This is a genomic window from Lacimicrobium alkaliphilum (assembly GCF_001466725.1).
In the GTDB taxonomy this organism is placed as follows: Bacteria; Pseudomonadota; Gammaproteobacteria; order Enterobacterales; family Alteromonadaceae; genus Lacimicrobium; species Lacimicrobium alkaliphilum_B.
Genome location: NZ_CP013650.1, coordinates 2,165,457 through 2,186,768, shown reverse-complemented (window position 1 = coordinate 2,186,768; position 21,312 = coordinate 2,165,457). Strand labels below are relative to the sequence as shown.

Here is a 21,312-nt window from a genome sequence, read left to right as displayed (position 1 = left end):
ACACAAGGGCTCAGGCAGGTTAGTAGCGACTCACTGAGCAGTGGCGAACAATAAGCCATGTTCAGGAATGCAATAGGCAGAACAGAGATATTTAACTAATAAAATATTTACTTCCAAAAAACTATTTCGCTATGCGAATAAGATCTATAGGTTATTTTTCAGTCGCGTTCCCGGCAGAAATCAGCCGTTTTTATGAACTGAGATACTCCAGTAGTTGATCAGGCCGGCTGATCCTCAGTGCTGTGTCCCATTGATGGGGATATTCACTGGGGCAGATATAGCCGTACTCTGCCAGTACAGGCACCATTGAGGCCGCTCTGGCGGCCTGCATATCCCGTTCGGCGTCACCGATATACCAGATGCAGCCAGGATCCACTGCCAGTTCTTTTTGCGCCAGAAGTAGCTGTGCCGGGTGGGGTTTACGCTGAGGCAGTGTGTCACCACTGATAACGACATCAGCCTGACTTAACTCCGGGAAATGCTGCAATAAGGGAATGGTCAGATGCCCCGGCTTGTTGGTGACGATCCCCCATGGCAGACCGGCTTCTTCCAGCCCGGCAATCAACAACGCCACGCCGTCAAACAGGCAGGTATGCTGTTGCAACTGACGGGCGTAGTAGCGCAGAAAATCTGTCCGCAGCTGATCATAATTCAGGCTCTCCAGTCTTTCGCCAAAACCCAGACTAAGCATACCTTTGGCGCCATGGGAGGCAATGGGCCGGTACTCGCTGTAATGTCGTGGTGGTAAATCGTGCTGTTTGAGCATCAGATTCAGTGCATTACCCATATCCCGGGCGGTATCCAGTAAGGTACCGTCGAGATCAAAAAGTATTGCCCTGGGTGAGCTTAAATTATTCATCATCGGGACGGTGACAGTGCAGCAGGTAGTTCACATCCACATTTTTATCCGACAGGTAGTATTCTCCACTTAGCGGATTTAGGTGCAGGCCCTGAATATTCCTGCATAACAGCTCGGTGTGATCCAGCCAGCCCATCAATTCACTGGGGCGGATAAACTTGCTGTGTTGATGGGTGCCTTTAGGTACCAGATTAAGTAGATATTCGGCGCCGACAATGGCCATCAGATAAGATTTGATATTGCGGTTCAGAGTGGAGAAAAACACCTGACCACCGGGTTTTACCAGTCTGGCGCAAGCCGCTACCACAGATTGCGGATCCGGCACATGTTCCAGCATCTCCATACAGGTGACGACCTCGAACTCCCCGGCGTGTTTGTGGGCAAAGTCTTCCACTGTACTCAGCTGGTAGTCAACTTTTACGCCGCTTTCCAGTCCATGCAGTCTGGCCACTTCAAGGGCATCTCTGGCCATATCCAGGCCGGTTACCTGTGCGCCCTGTGCCGCCATACTCTCAGCCAGAATGCCACCGCCACAGCCGACATCCAGGGCCTTTTTACCAAAGAGTCCCTGGCTGTGCCGGGCAATATAATCCAGACGCAACGGATTGATCTGATGCAGAGGTTTAAATTCTCCGTCGAGATCCCACCAGCGGCTGGCAAGGGCAGAAAATTTATCAATTTCCTGTTGATCCACATTCTGTTGCAGTGTTTCTGATGGGGCACTCTGTTGCGACATCGTATGCTCTTCCGGCTGATAAATACGGGACATCAGTATAAACTTCTGCCGCAGGCATGGATAGGCCTGAATGAGCAGTATATAAGCAATCAGCGGCTATTTATTTGCAAATTTAGGTGGTACTATTGAGGGCTACCAAAACCCTAAACGAAACCAATAAATTTACCGGAACCTGTTAACGGCATTTGCTGAAGTCAAGACCGGAAGATGTAGATTATAAAAAAGGGAACAGGGCTGTATATGACTGATCGCGCCAAAGAAATTCTCCCCATTAATATTGAAGATGAGCTGAAAAGCTCTTATCTGGATTATGCTATGAGCGTTATCGTGGGCCGGGCTTTGCCTGATGTTCGCGATGGACTGAAGCCGGTGCACAGACGTGTGCTGTTTGCCATGAATGAGCTGAAAAACGACTTTAACAAGCCGTATAAGAAATCAGCCCGTGTGGTCGGGGACGTCATAGGTAAATATCACCCCCATGGTGATTCTGCGGTATATGACACTATTGTGCGTATGGCCCAGCCTTTTTCCCTGCGTTATATGCTGGTCGATGGTCAGGGTAACTTCGGTTCGGTAGACGGCGACTCAGCAGCGGCAATGCGTTATACCGAAGTGCGCATGGCCAAGATATCCCATGAGTTACTGGCCGATCTGGAAAAAGAAACGGTCAATTTTGTACCTAACTATGACGGTACCGAACATATCCCAGAGGTCCTGCCGACCAAAGTCCCGAATCTGCTGGTGAATGGCTCCTCCGGTATCGCCGTAGGTATGGCGACCAATATTCCGCCCCATAACCTCACCGAAGTGATTACCGGTTGTATCGCGCTGATCAATAACCCGGATATCAGTATCGAAGAACTGATGCAGTATATTCCCGGGCCGGATTTCCCTACAGCCGCCATGATCAGTGGCCGCAAGGGCATAGAAGAAGCCTATCGTACCGGTCGTGGCCGCATCTATCTCAGGGCCAAGGCGGAGATAGAAACTGAAGACAATGGTAAAGAAACCATTATCGTCAATGAGATCCCTTATCAGGTCAACAAGGCCCGTCTGATTGAAAAGATTGCCGAGCTGGTTAAAGAGAAGAAGATTGAAGGCATCTCGGCGCTGCGTGATGAGTCGGATAAAGACGGTATGCGTATCGTCGTTGAGGTAAAACGCAACGAGTCGGCAGAAGTCCTGTTAAATCACCTTTACGCCCAGACTCAGTTGCAGACAGTGTTTGGTATCAATATGGTGGCGCTGGATAACACCCAGCCGAAGATTTTTAATCTTAAAGAAATCCTCGAATGCTTCGTATTGCACCGCCGTGAAGTAGTGACCCGCCGTACCGTATTTGAACTGCGCAAAGCCAGAGACCGTGCCCATATCCTCGAAGGGCTGGCGGTGGCTCTGGCCAATATCGACCCGATTATCGCACTGATCAAGGCCTCACAAAGCCCCGCTGATGCCAAAGCCTCTCTGGTGGCGCAGGGCTGGGCCCTGGGCGATGTGGCCGATATGCTGGAAAGAGCCGGGGTGGATGCGGCACGCCCAGACTGGCTTGAGCCGGAATTCGGTATTCGTGATGGTCAGTATTATCTCACCGAAGCTCAGGCCCAGGCGATTCTGGAATTGCGTCTGCATAAACTGACGGGTCTTGAACATGACAAGATCCTGGCTGAGTATAAAGAACTGCTGGAGCTTATCGCCGAGCTGATGCATATCCTTGCCAGTCCCGAACGCCTGATGGAAGTGATTCGCGAAGAGCTTGAAAAAATCCGTGATGAATACGGCGACGAGCGCCGTACTGAGATCACCGCCGCCAGCCATGATATCGATATCGAAGATCTGATCGAACGTGAAGAGGTGGTAGTGACCTTGTCTCACGAAGGCTACGTGAAGTATCAGCGTCTGGCCGACTACGAGGCCCAGAAACGTGGCGGTAAAGGCAAGTCTGCGACCAAAATGAAAGATGAAGATTTCATCAATAAATTATTGGTCGCCAATACTCACGATTATATTCTGTGCTTTTCTACCCGTGGCCGTTTGTACTGGATTAAAACCTATCGTTTACCACTGGCCGGACGTAATGCCAGAGGGCGGCCGATAGTGAATATTCTGCCGCTTGAAGAAAACGAACGTATCACCGCCATGCTGCCTATCAGCGAGTTTGTGGACGACAGATATGTACTGATGGCCACAGCCTTTGGTACGGTGAAAAAGACTGAGCTCAGTCAGTATTCCCGCCCACGTGCCAGCGGTATTATTGCGGTTAACCTGAATGATGGCGATGAGCTGATCGGTGTGGCGCTGACCGACGGTCAGAGCGATATCATGCTGTTTTCTGATGCCGGCAAAGTGGTGCGCTTCAATGAAAAAGTGCGTGACTCCGAAACCGGTCAGGTCAAAATCGACCCCGAAAGCGGTGATGAAATCCTGGCCTTAAGGCCAATGGGACGCACGGCAACCGGGGTGCGGGGTATCCGCCTGCAGGATAACCAGAAAGTGGTTTCTCTTATCGTGCCCCAGGGTGACGGTGCGGTGCTGACTGTGACGGAGAATGGTTTCGGTAAACGTACGCCACTGGAGGACTACCCGGCCAAGAGCCGTGCCACACAGGGTGTTGTCTCTATTAAAGTCTCCGAGCGCAACGGCGCAGTAGTCGGCGCAGTGCAGGTTGATGAATCCGACGAGATTATGTTGATCAGTGACCAGGGCACATTAGTGCGCACCCGGGTATCTGAAGTGTCAACGGTAGGCCGTAATACGCAGGGCGTGCGCCTGATCCGTACCGGTGAAAATGAACATGTGGTCGGCTTACAACGAATAGAAGAGGTAGATGCCTCTGATGCCCTGGCTGAGGAAGAAGGCTTACAAACAGAGGGGCAGCAGAGTGAGCAAACCGAAACCGATGCTGATAACAACGACGGCACAATAACGACAGAAGATTGAGCCGGAGGAATTAAGCCTCGCTAAGAAGGTTACATCCTCTTAAATAGGTATATACCCAGGTAACCTCAGATTCGTATTTTGATGTGGCTTGGGTATTTAAACGGGCGGTCTTATAAGACCGCTCGTTTGTGTGTATGAGAGTATCAATGAGCAAGGTGTATAATTTTTGTGCCGGCCCTGCCATGTTACCGGAGCCGGTAATGGAGCAGGCCAAAGAAGAATTACTCGACTGGCAGGGCCATGGCTGTTCCGTGATGGAACTGAGCCATCGCAGCAAAGCCTTTGTGGATGTGGCGCAGCAGGCCGAGGCGGATTTGCGGGAGCTACTGGGTATTCCTGATGATTACCGTGTGCTCTTTACCCACGGTGGTGGCCGAGGGCAGTTTTCAGCGGTCCCCATGAATTTAAGCCGGCAAGGCCAGCGGGCCGATTATCTGGTGTCAGGTTCCTGGTCCGCTGCAGCGCTCGCTGAAGCGGAAAAATATCTGACTCCCAATCGGGTCGCTGAAGTGCAGGTGGTGGACGGCTTAAAGCGGGTATCTGATGCCAGTAGCTGGGATCTTGATGCGGATGCCGCCTATTTTCATTATTGTCCGAACGAAACGGTTGATGGCATTGCTATTGATGGGATTCCGGATACCGGTGATGTGCCGATCGTGGCTGATATGTCTTCAACTATCCTGTCTGGTCCTTTGGATGTATCCCGTTTTGGTCTCATTTATGCCGGTGCCCAAAAGAATATCGGCCCGTCCGGTTTATCTGTGGTCATCGTTAACGATGCCCTGCTGGGTCAGGCCAGAGCGCAGACGCCCTCTATTTTTGATTACCAGTTACAGGCTGAGCAGGGCTCGATGTTCAATACCCCGCCTACTTTTGCCTGGTATCTGGCCGGTCTGGTATTTAAATGGCTGAAAACGCAGGGCGGTGTCGCCGAGATGCACCGGCGCAATGCGCAAAAAGCGGCAATGTTATATGGCTGTATCGATGACTCTGATTTTTATATCAACGCCATTCACCCTGATTACCGCTCCAGAATGAACGTGCCCTTTCAGTTACAGGAACCCGCATTGGATAAGCTGTTTCTGCAACAGGCCGAACAGGCCGGTTTAACCGCGCTGGCAGGGCATCGCAGTGTCGGAGGTATGCGCGCAAGTATCTATAACGCCATGCCGGTTGCCGGAGTGCAGGCTCTGGTTGCCTTTATGCAAGATTTTGAGAAGAGGAAGGGCTGATGGAACAACTCAGACTCGAACCCATTAATCGCATTGATGGTGAAGTTAATCTTCCCGGCTCCAAGAGTCTGTCAAACAGAGCCTTGTTGCTGGCAGCACTGGCCGAGGGTGAAACCCTGCTGACCAATTTGCTCGACAGCGATGATATTCGCCATATGCTAAGGGCTTTGACCCTGTTAGGGGTAAGTTATCAGCTCAGTGACGATAAGACTCAGTGTAAAGTCACAGGCCTGGGCGGGGCTTTTACTGCACCAGAGCCCTTAAGCCTGTTTCTGGGCAATGCCGGTACGGCGATGCGCCCTCTGGCGGCAGCGCTGGCGTTATCAGACGGGCAGTTTGAACTGACCGGTGAACCCAGAATGGAGGAGCGTCCCATCGGTGCACTGGTTGATGCACTGACTCAGCTCGGTGCAGACATTCGCTATCTGAAAAATAGCGGCTTTCCACCCCTTAATATTAACGGTAAAGCATTAGCCGGTGGCAAAGTGCAGGTGGATGGCAGCGTTTCCAGTCAATTTCTGACCGCCATCCTGATGACCGCCCCGCTGTTAAAGGATGAGGTGGAAATTGAGATTGTCGGTGAACTGGTCTCCAAACCTTATATTGATATCACCCTGGATACCATGGCCAAATTTGGTGTGAGGGTCGAAAACCACCAGTATCAGCGTTTTATTATTGCCAAAGATCAGCGTTATCGCTCTCCCGGCACTTTTCTGGTGGAAGGAGATGCCTCTTCAGCGTCCTATTTTCTTGCTGCCGCAGCAATTAAAGGGGGCAAAGTCAGAGTCACAGGTATCGGCCGTGACAGCATTCAGGGTGACAGACATTTTGCCTCGGTGCTGGAAGCCATGGGCGCGGTGGTTAATTGGGGAACCGATTATATCGAAGTGGAGCGGGGCAATTTACATGCCGTGGATATGGATATGAATGCCATTCCCGATGCCGCCATGACCATAGCCACTGCGGCGTTGTTTGCACAGGGAACCACCGCTATCCGCAACATCTATAACTGGCGGGTCAAGGAAACTGACAGGCTGCATGCGATGGCAACTGAATTGCGTAAAGTGGGTGCCCATGTGGTTGAAGGTAATGATTTTATTGAAATCACGCCGCCGGCGCAGTTAAAAGAAGCACAGATCGATACCTACAACGATCATCGCATCGCCATGTGTTTTTCGCTGGTCGCACTGAGTGATACTGCGGTGGTTATTAATGACCCGGGCTGCACCGCGAAAACCTTTCCGGATTATTTTCAGCAGCTGGCCAGCATCAGCCACAATTGAGCACTCTGACTAAATCTGCAAAAACATTCGGGGTAAGAGCAGCTTACTCCGCTTTTATCTTCTACTTAAATTGCTTATCGGCGGCTAAGGCGTATAATTGCGCGCGATTTTAGCCAAGACAGATATGGGAGAAGAGATGCAATCAGCAGCTGTCATTACCATCGACGGACCGAGTGGCGCAGGCAAGGGCACCGTCAGTGCCATGCTGGCAGCCAGACTTGGCTGGCACTTTCTCGACAGTGGCGCTATCTATCGTGTATTGGCTGTGGCCTCTGTGCATCATCAGATTGACGCCCAGGACGAACTCGGGCTTGTGCCTCTGGCGTCGGGACTGGATGTGAATTTTGATATACAGGATGGTCAGACCCGCATTATTCTTGAGGGCGAAGATGTCAGTGACAGCATCCGCACCGAAGAAGTGGGGGCACTGGCCTCACAAGTGGCTTCGCTACCAAGGGTTCGGGAGGCGTTGTTGCGCCGCCAGCGGGCTTTTCGCGAAGATCCGGGGCTGGTCGCTGACGGGCGCGATATGGGCACCGTTGTGTTCCCCTCGGCGGAGGCAAAAATATTCCTTACCGCAAGTGCTGAAGAGCGTGCCAGACGGCGCTATAAGCAGTTGAAAGATAAGGGGCGCGATGTTAGCATTGACCGCCTTTTGACCGATATAAAAGCGCGGGATGAGCGGGATATGAACCGTTCTGTCGCTCCTTTGAAGGCGGCTGAAGATGCGCTGGTGCTTGACTCTACACAAATGACAGTAGAGCAAGTGCTTGATACTGTTGTGGAATTTGTAGAAAAGAAACTCCACAACAGCTGAAAACAGGTAAAAACTGCTCGGGGCCAGGAAGGTACGAGCCAATACGAACAACCCCACATTAGCGGGAGTGCTGAGTGGATGTCAATATGTAAATTAATCAAATTATGACTGAAAATTTTGCTCAACTTTTTGAAGAAAGTTTAAAACAACTTGAAACCCGTCCCGGTGCCATTGTTAAAGGTACTGTTGTTGCTATAGATAAAGATATCGTACTGGTAGACGCGGGTCTCAAGTCTGAAAGTGCCATTCCTGCCGAGCAGTTCAAGAATGCTGACGGCGAACTGGAAATCGCTGTTGGCGATACTGTTGATGTGGCACTGGATGCGGTGGAAGACGGCTTTGGTGAAACCATCCTGTCTCGCGAGAAAGCCAAGCGTCATGAAGCCTGGGTTGAGTTAGAAAAAGCCTATGATGAGAAAGCCACTATCATTGGTGTGATCAATGGTAAGGTCAAAGGCGGCTTTACGGTTGAAGTGAATGCCGTACGTGCCTTCCTGCCAGGTTCTTTGGTGGATGTACGCCCTGTGCGTGATACTACTCACCTGGAAGGCAAAGAGCTGGAATTTAAAGTTATTAAGCTGGATGCCAAGCGTAACAACGTTGTGGTTTCCCGCCGTGCTGTTATTGAAGCTGAGAACAGTGCAGAACGCGAACAATTACTGGCCAACCTTGAAGAAGGTCTGGAAGTGAAAGGTATCGTTAAGAATCTGACTGATTACGGTGCCTTTGTTGACTTAGGTGGTGTAGACGGCCTGTTGCATATCACAGATATGGCCTGGAAGCGTGTTAAGCACCCCAGTGAAATCGTTAATGTTGGCGACGAAATTCAGGTTAAGGTGCTTAAGTTTGATCGTGAGAAGTCCCGCGTGTCTCTTGGCATGAAGCAAATGGGCAGCGATCCGTGGACAGAAATCGCCGAGCGTTATCCTGAAGGTACCCGTCTGAGCGGTCAGGTTACAAATCTGACAGATTACGGTTGCTTCGTTGAGATTGAAGATGGCGTTGAAGGTCTGGTACACGTATCTGAAATGGACTGGACTAACAAGAACATTCACCCGTCCAAGGTTGTTAACCTGGGTGATACCGTTGAAGTTATGGTGCTGGAAATCGACGAAGAGCGTCGTCGTATTTCTCTTGGTCTGAAACAGTGCAAGCCTAACCCCTGGGAAGAGTTTGCCAAGTCGCACAATAAAGGCGACAAAGTCTCTGGCAAGATCAAGTCTATTACCGACTTTGGTATCTTTATCGGCCTGGATGGCGGTATCGATGGTCTGGTTCACCTGTCCGATATTTCCTGGAACAAGACCGGTGAAGAAGCCGTGCGTGAATTCAAGAAAGGCGATGAAATCTCCGCTATCGTATTACAGGTTGATCCTGAGCGTGAGCGTATCTCTCTTGGTGTTAAACAAATCGAAGAAGATCCTTTCAATAAGTATCTGACAGATAACAAGAAAGGTGCTATCGTTGTTGGTAAGGTTACCGCTGTAGACGCCAAAGGCGTAACAGTTGAACTGGCTGAAGAAGTTGAAGGTTACATCCGCGCAGCAGATTTGATGCGTGACCGTGTAGACGATGCTTCTGAAGTAGTAAATGTCGGTGAAGATATTGAAGCCAAGTTCGTTGGTGTCGATCGTAAGAACCGGGTGGTCAGCTTGTCTGTGAAGGCGAAGGATCATGCGGAAGAAAAAGAAGCGATCGAAAAAGTTAACCAACAGGACGATGGTGGCTTTGGCAGTGCAATGGCAGAAGCCTTTAAAGCAGCCAAAGGCGAAGAGTAAAAGGACGGGAGGCCGTTCTGGTCTCCCTTACTTCATCGGTAACTGTAGGGCTTTGACAACGAGGTTGCCATGACCAAATCGGAATTAATCGAAAGACTGGCCGAACAGTCTCAACATATTCCTGCCAAGGACGTTGAGCTGGCAATAAAGGAAATGCTGGAACAGATGGCGCAAACCCTGCAAAAGGGGGAGCGAATTGAAATCCGCGGCTTTGGCAGTTTTTCTTTGCATTACCGGGCACCCAGAGTAGGGCGTAATCCTAAGACAGGTGAAACGGTTAAACTGGATGGGAAGTACGTACCGCACTTCAAACCCGGTAAAGAACTCAGGGAAAGAGTGAATGTCGGCATGACCCATTAATCATTACCGAATCAATAACGGCATTCTTTTTTAAGAATGCCGTTTTTTTTTCTTTGCAATTCATTGGTATAATCAAACACCTGTATTGCCTGCCGTGCATTAACACCTTATGCTGTGCGGCCTGTAGGAGATTCCATTGAAACTGATATTGGCTCTATTGCTTGCTTTGCTGGTATTTTTGCTGGCCCTGGCATTGGGCGCACAGAATGACCAGTTGGTACAGGTCAACTACTTGATTGCGCAAAGTCAGTTGCCACTTTCAGCACTGATGGCTATCTGCTTTGTCGGTGGTGTCGCTGTCACCGTGGCTATATGGCTGCTGTGGTTTATGGGGTACCGCCTCAAGGTTCGTCGCAGAGCCAGGGTAGCTAATACCAGTCCGGGCTCCTGAGCCTTATGCTTGAACTCCTCTTTCTGCTTTTGCCTGTAGCCGCAGGCTATGGCTGGGTGATGGGACGCAACAGTGTGCGTCAGGCCCAGCGCAAACAGTCCAGCATCCTCTCCCGCCATTATTACCGTGGTTTAAACTTTCTGCTTTCCGATCAGCCTGATAAGGCCGTCGACACCCTGATGAAAATGATCAATGTTGACAGCGATACGGTGGAAACCCATATCGCCATGGGCAACTTCTTTCGTCATCGTGGCGAGTTGGACAGGGCTATCCGGGTGCATCAGAACCTGGTGGACAAGGAACTGCTTTCAGACACCCAGAAGCAACAGGCCCTGAAGGAGCTGGGACGGGATTATTTGCTGGCTGGCTTTCTGGAACGGGCCGAGTCGGTGTTTCTGCAGTTACTGGACAGCGAAAAATACTTTCTTGATGCCCAGCAGCAGCTGTTTAATATCTACCAAAGCACTAAGGAGTGGGAGCGGGCCATTGAACTGGCGGAGAAGATGGTGGATTGTCATGGTGACAGCCTGGAGTTGTGTGAACGGGTCTCCCATTTTTACTGTGAGCAGGCGGATATCTACCTCAAGAAACAGGATTTTGAAAAGGCTGAAAAATGCCTGCAAAAGGCCATATTGTCTGATGAACATGCTGTTCGTCCCTGGTTGATATTAGGCAAAATGGCGATGACTCAACAAAACTATCAGCAGGCTCAGACTTACCTTAAAGAGGTACCCATAAGGGATATTACCTGGCTGAGTGAAGCGGTTCCATTATTGGAGGAGTGTTCTGAAAAGCTGGGCGACAGCTCAGAATTTGAAGCTTTACTGGAGGATTATTATCAGCAGTGTGCTACTGCTTATCTGGCCCGCTCAAAATTATTGGCCAAAAAGGGACAGTTGCAGGAAGCCTCTGAATTTTTACTCAGGCAACTGCGTGAAAAACCTACTATGAAAGGCTTCGAGACGCTGATTTCCCAGTATCAGCAGCAGGATGGTGGTGAGCAGGTGGGGCTCAGCCTGAGTATGCTGCAGGAACTGATCCACGAACAAATTGAGCAACGGCCCAAGTACCGTTGCGTTTCCTGCGGTTTTTCCGGACGTAAAATTCACTGGTTGTGCCCTTCCTGTAAGAAGTGGGGCGTGGTCAAGCCGATTAAAGGGTTGGATGGAGAGTAAATGAACGACGCAAAAGTAGTAGTAGCGCTGGATTTTGATAGTGAGCATAAGGCGCTGAGCTTTGCCGACAGTGTCGATCCCAGATCATGCAGGTTGAAAGTCGGCAAAGAAATGTTCACCTATTTCGGCCCGGCCCTGGTTAAACAGCTTGTAGCCCGGGATTTTGATGTGTTTCTGGATCTGAAATTTCACGATATTCCCACCACGGTAGGCAGGGCCTGCATCGCAGCGGCAGAGCTCGGTGTATGGATGGTCAATGTGCATGCCAGTGGCGGCAGCAAAATGATGAGAGAGAGTCTCGAAGCCCTGCAGCAATTTGGCGATGACAGGCCAATATTGATCGCCGTTACTGTGCTGACCAGTATGTCGGCAGAGGATTTAACCGAGACCGGCATCCGGCTGTCACCGGCTGAGCAGGTGAGTTACCTGGCAGGGCTGGCAAAGCATTCCGGGCTCGACGGGGTAGTCTGTTCGGCACAGGAAGCCCGTACTCTTAAACAGCAATGTGGTACAGACTTTAAACTGGTCACCCCGGGAATCAGGCCCAAAGGTGCGGCGCAGGGCGATCAGCAGCGGGTGATGACGCCACAGCAGGCATTACAGGCTGGCGTGGATTATATGGTGATCGGCAGGCCCATTACCCAGGCTGAAGATCCTGCGATGGCGCTGGATCAGATCAATCAGTCGTTGCAGCAGGGCTAGGTCTTTTTTTCGTCCTCTTTCAGCCAGGCCTGAATCAGCCTGGCGATACGTTTGTGATCGTCTTCGGCAAAGGTTTTAATCAGTCTGGCAGTCTTATCATTAGTTTTGCCCCCTGATTTTGCAAAAAGACGGTGAAGATTGCCGTTTTTTCTCACTTTATCTGAGTCCATAACGGATAGGATATTTACTCTTAGCTATTGTAATGGCATGTTTATACCAATCCACATCGATAATTGCTAACTCAGCGTGAATCATTTTCTATGCGGATTGCTATTAGCCTGAAGTTCCTGACCAACCGGACCCCACTTTATGCAAGCATTAGATCTGTTACTGAATCGTTCTTCTCAACCCAGATTACAATCTCCTGCACCACAAGGCCAGGAGCTGGAAAATATTATGCAGGCAGCACTCAGAGCCCCCGATCATATGGGCTTAAAACCCTGGCGCTTTATCGTTTGTCAGGGCAAGGGGCTGCGTAAACTGGGCGAAGTATTTGAGCTGGCGGCGATCAATACTGATATGTCAGAGAAAGATATCGAGAGGGCGCCTCAGTTACCGTTAAGGGCGCCAATGGTGGTCATTGCAATCTGCCGCTATCAGGAGCACGACAAAGTACCCTGGATCGAGCAGATTGCCTCAACGTCCTGCGCCGTGCATGCCATGCAAATGGCCGCGGTGGCGCAGAACTTTAGCGGGATCTGGCGTACCGGCAGCTATGCGCAAAACGAAGAAGTGAAAAAATCTCTTGAGTTAGCCGAACAGGATGAAATCCTGGGCTTTCTATATCTCGGTACACCGGCTACTAAACCTTTGCCCAACCCCCCTAAAGACAGTTTGCAGTATTTCGAGTTTTGGGATGAGTGACGGTCTTGTAACTGTTCAAGATTTGCAGCATATTATCCTTAATGTATAAGCAAATGGAAGAAGCTCTATGCAATGGTCTCGGCTCTTTTTTCTCTCCCTATCAGTTATTGTTTCTGGTTGTATTGCTCTTCCAGTTAACGAGAGTGAAGAGTCAAATACTGTAACATGCGAGCTATCTTCTGATCGAAAAGTCTTAAAAGTTGTGGATGTCGCTAAAGACAGCAATAGCTATTATTCGATTAGCGGCATCATACTCACTCCCATCTTACTTCCCAGTACAGCAATTATTTCCGGCAGCTACGTATTAATCAATAATCTTTATCATATAGGTGAAAAAAACATTGTTTGTGGGGAAAACAATAAGGAGGTTAATGTAAATTGAGTTTAGTGAGTAAAAATCTTTATTTGTAATACTTATTTATTAGGAACGTACTATATATGGATTATATAAAAGTAGTGTTATTAACAATTGCCGCCTATTCAATTTCTATTATGAGCTTTGCTGGAGAACCTCCGGCAGGTTGCGTTGAGGGAACTTCAACAGATTTAACAACTGAAGGACCTAAATACGCTGCTATAGGCGTAACTCATCAATATAAAGGAGATTACCCATTTTCAATTCCACCGATTGACGAATACGTAGACTTTTTTAATAGTGAAGTTGGTTATGTGGGTTCGGATCAAACAAATCTTGATAGCAATGCATATTATAGTATGTCTTTCTCATCATCAGCTAGAGGACTAGGTTGGGTTTGGACAGTTAATGAAGCTACAACAAAGTGCTCATCATTGATGATATATATTCATACACTACCCACTGGCTCTGCGAATTCTATATCAGGAGGAAATAAAATAACAACCAATATATCTGCTAATATAGATAGCTTTTCAAAGAACAGTATAGAGGGAAATGGCCTACCAAAAATCACTTATGTTTACTTGAATACATATTGGAATAGAGAGGAAAAAGTGATAAGCACATCAACGCAAAAAACTCCTTACCCTCAATACAATGGAATATACAATGTGTCTGCAAGGATATCAGATGGAACATACTCAAAAACGATACAGATAGGTTCTGTTTTTTATAACGGCGGACAGGATTGCTCTAGCTGTGGAGATATCCCTTAAAGACACAAAATAATTAATCAGATAACTAGGCAAAGGATTCTGTAATGAAAAATACATGTAAATTAGTTTTATTGTTGGTGTTTTTATTTTCTTCTCAATCAATAGATGCGGATGAGATGCTTTTTAGTGCTGGGTATGGGTTACAAACAAGTGGCTTTGGTGCTAGTGCAGGATATGGTAATACTCATACATTAGGGTATGCTTCAATTGGTTGTTGGCGCCTACGCGAAGGGGATTTGGTCGACAATTGTGGTATTGGCGTTGGTTTTCAGTCTGGCTATATTTTTAATAGTAGTAAGCATTCCGTGGGCTTGTTTGCTGGAAATGTAGGCCAAGAAACAGTAATGGGCGAGAGAGAAGTTATATATGGAGGAGCAGCAAACTACAGTTATTATTTTAATGGAATAGACAAGGCTGGCTTTTATGTTGGTGCGGGTTATGCGGTTGGAAACGGTGATAGCAAAGATATAAGGGATTTAATAATAAACGTTGGTTATCGCTTTTAGCCTATAAAAATATAGCCCTGTTGTTTATCGGTGTAATAAAACCTTAACAGGGCTTATATTCTATCTTAGAAACATAGGAACTGGGTTTTCTATGTATTTTTTTAAAGCTCAGTAGCTGGCGCTGCCTGGCGTGCGCGGGAAGGGGATCACATCCCGAACGTTCTGCATGCCGGTCACATAGGCTACCAGGCGCTCAAAGCCCAGTCCGAATCCGGAGTGAGGTACAGTGCCATAGCGGCGCAGATCGCGGTACCAGCTGTAGTCTTCCTTATCCAGGCCCATTTCTTCTAAGCGCCGGTCAAACACATCCAGTCTTTCTTCACGCTGTGAACCACCGATAATTTCACCAATGCCGGGCGCCAGTACGTCCATGGCGGCTACGGTTTTATTATCGTCGTTGATACGCATATAGAAGGCTTTAATGTCTTTGGGGTAGTTCTGCATAATGATTGGCGCACCCACATGCTCCTCGGCAAGATAGCGTTCGTGCTCGGAGGACAGATCCACACCCCAGGCCACCGGGAATTCAAATTTCTTACCGGATTTTTGCAGGATATTAATGGCGTCGGTGTAGTCCATGCGCACAAAATCCTGATCAATTACTTTTTCCAGGCGGCTGATAGCATCCTTATTAATGCGCTGAGCAAAAAAGGCCATATCATCAGCACGCTCTTCGAGTACGGCTTTGAACACGTACTTGAGCATATCTTCAGCCAGGTGGGCGATATCACTGAGATCGGCAAAGGCCACTTCAGGTTCAATCATCCAGAATTCAGCAAGATGGCGGCTGGTATTGGAGTTTTCTGCCCTGAATGTGGGCCCAAAGGTGTAAACCTTAGACATGGCACAGGCAAAGGTTTCTACGTTTAACTGCCCGGACACAGTCAAAAAGGCTTCTTTACCGAAGAAATCCTGAGAAAAATCCACCTGACCTTTGTCATCCTTAGGCAGGTTAAGCATATCCAGGGTCGACACCCTGAACATTTCTCCTGCACCTTCACAGTCGCTGGCGGTAACAATAGGGGTGCTGATCCAGAAATAGCCGCGCTCATGGAAAAAGCGATGAATGGCCTGTGACAAACAGTTACGAATACGGGTCACTGCACCTATCACATTAGTACGGGGGCGCAGGTGCGCATGTTCGCGCAAAAACTCCACACTGTGACGTTTTGCCGCCATCGGGTAAGTATCAGGATTTTCTACCCAGCCCAACACCTCTATCTGTGTCGCTTCAATCTCAAGCGCCTGACCTTGTCCTTCTGAGGCTTTCACCGTGCCGGTAACGGCAACCGAACATCCTGTGGTCAGTTTTTGCACCTGCTGATAATTCTCCAGATTATTGAGGGCAATCACCTGAACAGGATCGAAACAACTGCCATCATGCAGGGCAATAAAAGACAGTCCGGCTTTAGAATCACGGCGGGTACGAACCCAGCCTTTTACCGTTACTGTTGCACCTTGTGCGTGCTGACCCTTGAGAATATCAACTACTGGGGTATGCGCCATCTAACCTCTCCGTGCGATCCCGCGCAGGGATCCTGCTAATATGTTCTATAATTATTTGAAAATTCTGAAAAATTTTATCAAATGGTAATATTTCAGGTTATCTCAGACACGGGTAGAATATAAGATGTTCGCACCTGTGCCGGATAAGGCCTGTAATCTTACTTGGCTGGCTGGCAGACTCAAGCAAAATCCATGATGAATAAAGAAGATAACCACTGGGACGGCGTCGATCGCCGTCATACTCCGGCAAAAAAAGACACCTTGTACCGTGTTCTCAGTATTGGCGTGATATTGGGCTGGTGTCTGTTTGTCATTGCCATGCTGGTATTTCATTATGCCCGCCCGGAGATTTCCCCCGGCTTTTTCGACTATAAAAATGTCAACAGCCGGGACTTCTGGGATGCGCCCATGACGCTGATATTGTTGCTGCTGCTGGGAGGTTGTTTCCTGCTCAGTGTCGCGGCTCTGATCATCAGAGCAAAACGAGCCCGCCGTCGCAATGACGGGCTGTGGCTGAATCTGTTTTTTCTGTTTATCGGTACTCTGGCCAGCCTGCTGTGGCTGATATGGGAGTTTATCTGAGACGAATATGGAAGATAAACAGGCCCTAGTGATTTTGCAACGCGGTCTGGATAGCACCAATAAGACGTTCAAGCTGCTCCGGCGAAATAATATAAGGCGGCATGATATACACCAGTTTACCAAAGGGGCGGATCCATACGCCCTGGCGCACAAAATGTTGCTGAATTCTGGCCACATCCACCGGATGATGGGTTTCGACTACACCGATTGCACCTAGCACTCTGGTATCGGCAACGGCATCGAGCTCTGCCAGTGGCAGCAGTTGCTGTTTAAGCTGTGTTTCAATATCCGTAACCTGCTGTTGCCAGCTGCCCTGGGCAATAATATCCAGACTGGCATTGGCCACCGCACAAGCCAGCGGATTCCCCATATAGGTGGGGCCGTGCATAAACACGCCGGGGCTGCCCTGACACACCCCCATAGCCACATCTTCACTGCACAGGGTAGCTGCCAGGGTCATATAACCGCCGGTCAGCGCCTTACCCAGACACAGAATATCCGGGCTGATCTGGGCATGTTCGCAGGCAAACAGCTTGCCGGTGCGGCCAAAACCGGTAGCGATCTCATCGCAAATCAACAGCACATCATATTCATCACATAGCTGACGACAACGACGCAAATATTCCGGGTGATAGATACGCATGCCGCCTGCGCCCTGAACCACAGGTTCCAGAATCAGGGCGGCAATCTGATGATGATGCTGCTCCATCAATTGTGCCAGCGGCGCGATATCATCTTCATTCCAGAGCTGATCGAAACGGGTTTGCGGAGCCGGTGCAAAGATCTGATGGCTGAGCACCTCTGAAAACAGACTGTGCATGCCATTGATTGGATCACACACCGACATGGCAGCGAAAGTATCGCCGTGGTAGCCATTACGCGGACTTAAGAAGCGGTTTTTATGTTGATTGCCCTGACAGGCCCAGAATTGCAGTGCCATCTTCATTGCCACTTCCACAGAAACCGAGCCGGAATCTGCCAGGAATACCCGTTCCAGGCCATCCGGGGTGAGTTCAATAAGTTTTCTACACAAGGAAATTGCAGGTTCATGGGTCAGGCCGCCAAACATCACATGGGCCATGTTGTCGATTTGCTGATGTGCAGCCTGATTCAGCTGAGGGTGGTTGTAACCATGGATCGCCGCCCACCAGGAGGCCATGCCGTCGATCAGTTTTTCACCGCTTTCTAATTCAATATATACACCTTCTGCCCGGGCAACCGGATAACAAGGCAGTGGATTAATGGCTGAGGTATAAGGATGCCAGATATGGCGCTGATCGAAAGATAAATCCATGATTATTATTTAACCAGATGTAAAGTTAAAAGAATGAAACAAGTTGACAACTCAGGGCTCGCGCTTAGACTACTGGAGCTAAATTTTGAAGTAAAGGAATCCCCATGCAGGCATCAGCACAAATCCGCCACGACTGGACAACGGCAGAAGTACGTAAGCTTTTCGCGTTGCCCTTTAATGACCTGTTATTCCAGGCACAGATGGTTCACCGTCAGCATTTTAATCCCAATGAAGTGCAGGTCAGTACCTTGCTGTCGATTAAAACCGGTGCCTGCCCTGAGGATTGTAAATACTGCCCACAAAGTGCCCGTTATGATACCGGGCTGGAGAAAGAGCGGCTGATGGAAGTGGAAAAGGTGCTTGAGCGGGCCAAGGAAGCCAAACAGGCTGGCTCTACCCGTTTTTGCATGGGGGCCGCCTGGCGTAACCCAAAAGACCGGGATATGCCTTATGTGATGGAAATGATTAAAGGGGTCAAGGCGCTGGGTCTGGAAACCTGTATGACCCTGGGTATGCTCAGCCGCGAGCAGGCGATGATGTTAAAAGACGCCGGTCTGGATTACTACAATCATAATCTGGACACCTCACCGGAGTTTTACGGTGAAATCATCAGCACCCGGACTTATCAGGATCGTCTGGACACGCTGGATAACGTGCGCTCTGCAGGCATGAATGTATGTTCCGGCGGTATCGTTGGTATGGGTGAAAGCGCCAATGACAGAGCGGGCCTGTTAGTACAACTGGCCAATCTTGAACAACAACCTGAAAGCGTCCCGATCAATATGCTGGTTAAGGTTGAGGGAACGCCGCTGGATCAGGTAGAAGATCTGGATGACTTTGAATTTATCCGCACCATTGCCGTCGCCCGTATTATGATGCCCAAAAGCCATGTTCGGCTTTCTGCCGGTCGTGAAGCCATGAATGAACAGATGCAGGCACTGTGCTTTTTTGCCGGCGCCAACTCGATTTTTTACGGCTGCAAGCTGCTGACCACATCCAACCCCGAAGAAGACTCTGATGTCAGGCTGTTTAACAAACTTGGCATTAATACCGAGCGCAGCAGGGAGTATTCCGATGAAGCCCATGAAGCGGTGCTGATAGATACTCTGAACAGCCAGAAAACCGACGCACTTTTCTATGATGCCAGTGTCTGAACTGGCTGATCTCACCGCTGAGTAACCTGGCCGCTGTTACGCGGCTTTATCGGATTGATCATGAGTTTTGAATTTATTGCCGCCGATTTAGCCGACAGAGCGACACGGCACCTGTATCGTCAGCAGCACCTGATTGAGCAAAGTGAAGCGGGCAGGGTAAAAATAGCTGGCCACTGGTATCACAACTTTTCCTCAAATGATTACCTGGGGCTGGCACAGTCACAGGCCCTGACGCAGAGCGTCTGTGATGCCGCAGCGGTTTTCAGTCCAGGTAGCGGTGCTTCCCCCCTGGTTACCGGCTATACCGCCAGCCACCGGCAACTGGAAGATTATTTATGTGAGCGCCTGAATCGTGAGCGGGTGTTGTTGTTTAACTCTGGCTTCAGCGCAAATCAGGCGGTGATCCAGACTCTGATGCGCCATGGCGGGGTGATTCTGGCGGACAAACTCAGTCACGCTTCGATGCTGGACGGCGCCCTGGCAACTAAAGCCAGGCTGAAGCGTTTTGCCCATAATGATGTATCCCATCTGAAAAGGCTGCTGCGTACCAGTAAGCAAGACACCCTTGTGATGACAGAAGGGGTATTCAGCATGGACGGTGATAAGGCGCTCATAAAGGACATTGCGACGCTCGCCACTAACGCCGGAGCCATGCTGATGCTGGATGATGCCCATGGTTTTGGTGTGCTGGGGCAAACCGGAGCGGGCACAGCAGAGGCCGAACCACTCAGTCAGCAGGTATTGCCTGTGCTGATGGCCACCTTTGGTAAGGCAGTAGGTACAAGCGGCGCCTTTTTGGCTCTGAGCACACAGCTTCATGAGTATCTGCTTAATTTTGGCCGCCACTATATTTACAGTACCTCCATGTCACCCCTGATGGCACAGATTACCCTTGCCAGCTTAAGATTGATTGAAAAACAGCAGTGGAGAAGGGATAAGTTGCAGCAGAATATCCGTTTATTCTGCCAACAGGCACTGGCAGACGGCCTGCCGCTGAGTCCCTCTGATACTGCGATTCAGCCGGTGATCATTGGTGCCTCTGAGAAAACCCTGAAACTTGCCGAATTTATCCGGCAACAGGGCTTTTGGGTAGGAGCTATGCGCGCTCCCACTGTTCCCGAAGCTGCGGCCAGGTTACGCGTAACCCTGTCAGCTATCCATAAAGAGAGCGATATCATCGAACTGGTTCATGTGATAGCAAAAGGTCTGAGCCATGTACGCTGAAACTGATATCAAGACCCGAATCGCCCGTCAGTTCAGTAAGGCGGCTTGTCACTACGAGGAGCTGGCTAAAGTGCAGTGGCAGATTGCCCAATATGGCCTTGAACTGCATACAAATTGTGACGGATAGTACTGGATTTAGGTTGTGGCACAGGTAGAATCAGCGCGCTCCTGGCCGCATCAGCCAGGCAGGTGCTTGGAGTGGATATCGCCGGTGGCATGATTGATGTAGCCAGACAGCGGTATTGTATGGCGAATACAACATTCCAGGTGGCCGATGCAGAAAATCTGCCCTTTGCCGATAGCAGTATTGATGGTGTGTTTTCCTCCATGGCGTTGCAATGGTGCAGACCGCTGGACAAGGTCCTGGCCGAGCTGTTCCGGGTAATGAAGCCCGGTGCCGGCGGCACCCTGGCCATTATGGCTCAGGGCTCCCTGAAAGAGCTTAATCTGAGCTGGCAGAGGCTGGGTGAATGCGCACATATTAATACCTTTGAGCCACAGGCAACGATGTATCAGGCAGCGTGCAGGGCCGGATTCAGATGTTCAGCCACTCAGCAGCGCTTTATCAGCTGGCACAAGGATATTTTTGCAGTATTGCATTCGATCAAAGATATCGGGGCCAGTGTGTTGATCAACTCAGGCGGCCGAACCTTGTCCCGCAGACAACTGCAACAGCTTCAGGCCTGCTATAGCGATAGTTTTGCACAACCTGAGGGCTTGCCACTCAGCTACGAGGTTGTTTTTTTGAGAATACAAAAATAACAGGGACACAAAAACCAAT

Annotated in this window: 23 protein-coding genes; 18 read left to right on the top strand and 5 right to left on the bottom strand. The window is 49.5% G+C overall.

Annotation, left to right across the window (positions count from 1 at the left end; translation table 11 throughout):
• Window positions 1-190: 190 nt before the first annotated feature.
• Both AT746_RS09960 and ubiG read right to left on the bottom strand, forming a co-directional pair.
• Window positions 191-862 (bottom strand): HAD family hydrolase, encoded by a 672-nt coding sequence (locus tag AT746_RS09960; protein WP_231731056.1) that lies wholly within the window; start codon window positions 860-862, stop codon window positions 191-193.
• On the bottom strand, window positions 852-1,595 hold the full coding sequence (ubiG, locus tag AT746_RS09955) for a bifunctional 2-polyprenyl-6-hydroxyphenol methylase/3-demethylubiquinol 3-O-methyltransferase UbiG (protein ID WP_062484121.1): 744 nt from the start codon (window positions 1,593-1,595) through the stop codon (window positions 852-854). The genes AT746_RS09960 and ubiG overlap by 11 nt, the downstream gene beginning before the upstream one ends.
• Before the next feature lie 240 nt (window positions 1,596-1,835).
• On the opposite strand from ubiG, the gene gyrA reads away from it, so the two are divergent.
• The 9 genes from gyrA to pyrF all read left to right on the top strand — a co-directional run bounded on the left by gyrA (window position 1,836) and on the right by pyrF (window position 12,270).
• On the top strand, window positions 1,836-4,532 hold the full coding sequence (gene gyrA / locus AT746_RS09950) for a DNA topoisomerase (ATP-hydrolyzing) subunit A (protein WP_062479870.1): 2,697 nt from the start codon (window positions 1,836-1,838) through the stop codon (window positions 4,530-4,532).
• A 146-nt stretch (window positions 4,533-4,678) separates the two neighbouring features.
• Window positions 4,679-5,764: a 3-phosphoserine/phosphohydroxythreonine transaminase gene (serC, locus tag AT746_RS09945; protein ID WP_062479868.1), complete on the top strand. Its 1,086-nt coding sequence runs from the start codon at window positions 4,679-4,681 to the stop codon at window positions 5,762-5,764.
• Window positions 5,764-7,047 carry a 3-phosphoshikimate 1-carboxyvinyltransferase gene (gene aroA, locus AT746_RS09940; protein WP_062479865.1) on the top strand — a complete coding sequence of 428 codons (1,284 nt, stop codon included), beginning with the start codon at window positions 5,764-5,766 and terminating at the stop codon, window positions 7,045-7,047. The genes serC and aroA overlap by 1 nt, the downstream gene beginning before the upstream one ends.
• A 136-nt stretch (window positions 7,048-7,183) precedes the next feature.
• A complete protein-coding gene (cmk, locus tag AT746_RS09935) occupies window positions 7,184-7,864 on the top strand; it encodes a (d)CMP kinase (protein WP_062484119.1) in 681 nt (226 codons plus the stop codon).
• Between the two features lie 104 nt (window positions 7,865-7,968).
• On the top strand, window positions 7,969-9,642 hold the full coding sequence (gene rpsA, locus AT746_RS09930) for a 30S ribosomal protein S1 (RefSeq protein WP_062479863.1): 1,674 nt from the start codon (window positions 7,969-7,971) through the stop codon (window positions 9,640-9,642).
• A gap of 69 nt (window positions 9,643-9,711) precedes the next feature.
• Window positions 9,712-10,002: an integration host factor subunit beta gene (gene ihfB / locus AT746_RS09925; protein WP_062479861.1), complete on the top strand. Its 291-nt coding sequence runs from the start codon at window positions 9,712-9,714 to the stop codon at window positions 10,000-10,002.
• 136 nt (window positions 10,003-10,138) lie between these two features.
• Window positions 10,139-10,393 carry a lipopolysaccharide assembly protein LapA domain-containing protein gene (locus AT746_RS09920; RefSeq protein WP_062479859.1) on the top strand — a complete coding sequence of 85 codons (255 nt, stop codon included), beginning with the start codon at window positions 10,139-10,141 and terminating at the stop codon, window positions 10,391-10,393.
• Window positions 10,394-10,398: 5 nt separating this feature from the next.
• Window positions 10,399-11,568 carry a lipopolysaccharide assembly protein LapB gene (gene lapB / locus AT746_RS09915; RefSeq protein ID WP_062479858.1) on the top strand — a complete coding sequence of 390 codons (1,170 nt, stop codon included), beginning with the start codon at window positions 10,399-10,401 and terminating at the stop codon, window positions 11,566-11,568.
• Window positions 11,569-12,270, top strand: a complete 702-nt coding sequence (gene pyrF, locus AT746_RS09910; RefSeq protein ID WP_062479856.1) for an orotidine-5'-phosphate decarboxylase — start codon at window positions 11,569-11,571, stop codon at window positions 12,268-12,270.
• On the opposite strand, the gene AT746_RS19830 is transcribed toward pyrF, so the two are convergent.
• Window positions 12,267-12,425, bottom strand: coding sequence for a hypothetical protein (locus AT746_RS19830; RefSeq protein WP_156413667.1), 159 nt, complete (start codon window positions 12,423-12,425; stop codon window positions 12,267-12,269). The two genes, pyrF and AT746_RS19830, sit on opposite strands and share 4 nt — an antisense overlap.
• Before the next feature lie 154 nt (window positions 12,426-12,579).
• Between AT746_RS19830 and AT746_RS09905 the strand changes: the two genes are divergently transcribed.
• The 4 genes from AT746_RS09905 to AT746_RS09900 all read left to right on the top strand — a co-directional run bounded on the left by AT746_RS09905 (window position 12,580) and on the right by AT746_RS09900 (window position 14,771).
• A complete protein-coding gene (locus AT746_RS09905; protein WP_062479854.1) occupies window positions 12,580-13,134 on the top strand; it encodes an NAD(P)H nitroreductase in 555 nt (184 codons plus the stop codon).
• Window positions 13,135-13,201: 67 nt separating this feature from the next.
• Window positions 13,202-13,516 (top strand): hypothetical protein, encoded by a 315-nt coding sequence (locus tag AT746_RS19645; protein WP_082633221.1) that lies wholly within the window; start codon window positions 13,202-13,204, stop codon window positions 13,514-13,516.
• A gap of 56 nt (window positions 13,517-13,572) precedes the next feature.
• A complete protein-coding gene (locus tag AT746_RS19825; protein WP_156413666.1) occupies window positions 13,573-14,265 on the top strand; it encodes a hypothetical protein in 693 nt (230 codons plus the stop codon).
• A 44-nt stretch (window positions 14,266-14,309) separates the two neighbouring features.
• Window positions 14,310-14,771: a hypothetical protein gene (locus AT746_RS09900; protein ID WP_062479852.1), complete on the top strand. Its 462-nt coding sequence runs from the start codon at window positions 14,310-14,312 to the stop codon at window positions 14,769-14,771.
• A 108-nt stretch (window positions 14,772-14,879) separates the two neighbouring features.
• Here AT746_RS09900 and asnS read toward each other — a convergent pair whose 3' ends face one another.
• Window positions 14,880-16,277, bottom strand: coding sequence for an asparagine--tRNA ligase (asnS, locus tag AT746_RS09895; protein ID WP_062479850.1), 1,398 nt, complete (start codon window positions 16,275-16,277; stop codon window positions 14,880-14,882).
• Between the two features lie 192 nt (window positions 16,278-16,469).
• Between asnS and AT746_RS09890 the strand changes: the two genes are divergently transcribed.
• Window positions 16,470-16,859, top strand: coding sequence for a hypothetical protein (locus AT746_RS09890; protein ID WP_062479848.1), 390 nt, complete (start codon window positions 16,470-16,472; stop codon window positions 16,857-16,859).
• Between the two features lie 25 nt (window positions 16,860-16,884).
• Here AT746_RS09890 and bioA read toward each other — a convergent pair whose 3' ends face one another.
• On the bottom strand, window positions 16,885-18,153 hold the full coding sequence (gene bioA, locus AT746_RS09885; RefSeq protein WP_062479846.1) for an adenosylmethionine--8-amino-7-oxononanoate transaminase: 1,269 nt from the start codon (window positions 18,151-18,153) through the stop codon (window positions 16,885-16,887).
• Window positions 18,154-18,257: 104 nt separating this feature from the next.
• Here bioA and bioB point away from each other — a divergent pair, with 104 nt between their 5' ends.
• From bioB to AT746_RS09870, 4 genes are read left to right on the top strand one after another with little or no spacing between them, the layout of a single operon-like run.
• Window positions 18,258-19,307, top strand: a complete 1,050-nt coding sequence (bioB, locus tag AT746_RS09880) for a biotin synthase BioB (RefSeq protein WP_062479844.1) — start codon at window positions 18,258-18,260, stop codon at window positions 19,305-19,307.
• Between the two features lie 60 nt (window positions 19,308-19,367).
• Entirely contained in the window at window positions 19,368-20,531 is a 1,164-nt protein-coding gene (locus AT746_RS09875) for an aminotransferase class I/II-fold pyridoxal phosphate-dependent enzyme (RefSeq protein ID WP_062479842.1), read from the top strand.
• The gene (locus AT746_RS19820) at window positions 20,521-20,658 is read left to right on the top strand and encodes a hypothetical protein (RefSeq protein WP_156413665.1); all 138 of its coding nucleotides are present in this window, start codon (window positions 20,521-20,523) and stop codon (window positions 20,656-20,658) included. The genes AT746_RS09875 and AT746_RS19820 overlap by 11 nt, the downstream gene beginning before the upstream one ends.
• Entirely contained in the window at window positions 20,655-21,293 is a 639-nt protein-coding gene (locus AT746_RS09870; RefSeq protein ID WP_082633220.1) for a methyltransferase domain-containing protein, read from the top strand. Before AT746_RS19820 ends, AT746_RS09870 begins: the two co-directional genes overlap by 4 nt.
• The last annotated feature ends 19 nt before the right edge of the window (window positions 21,294-21,312 follow it).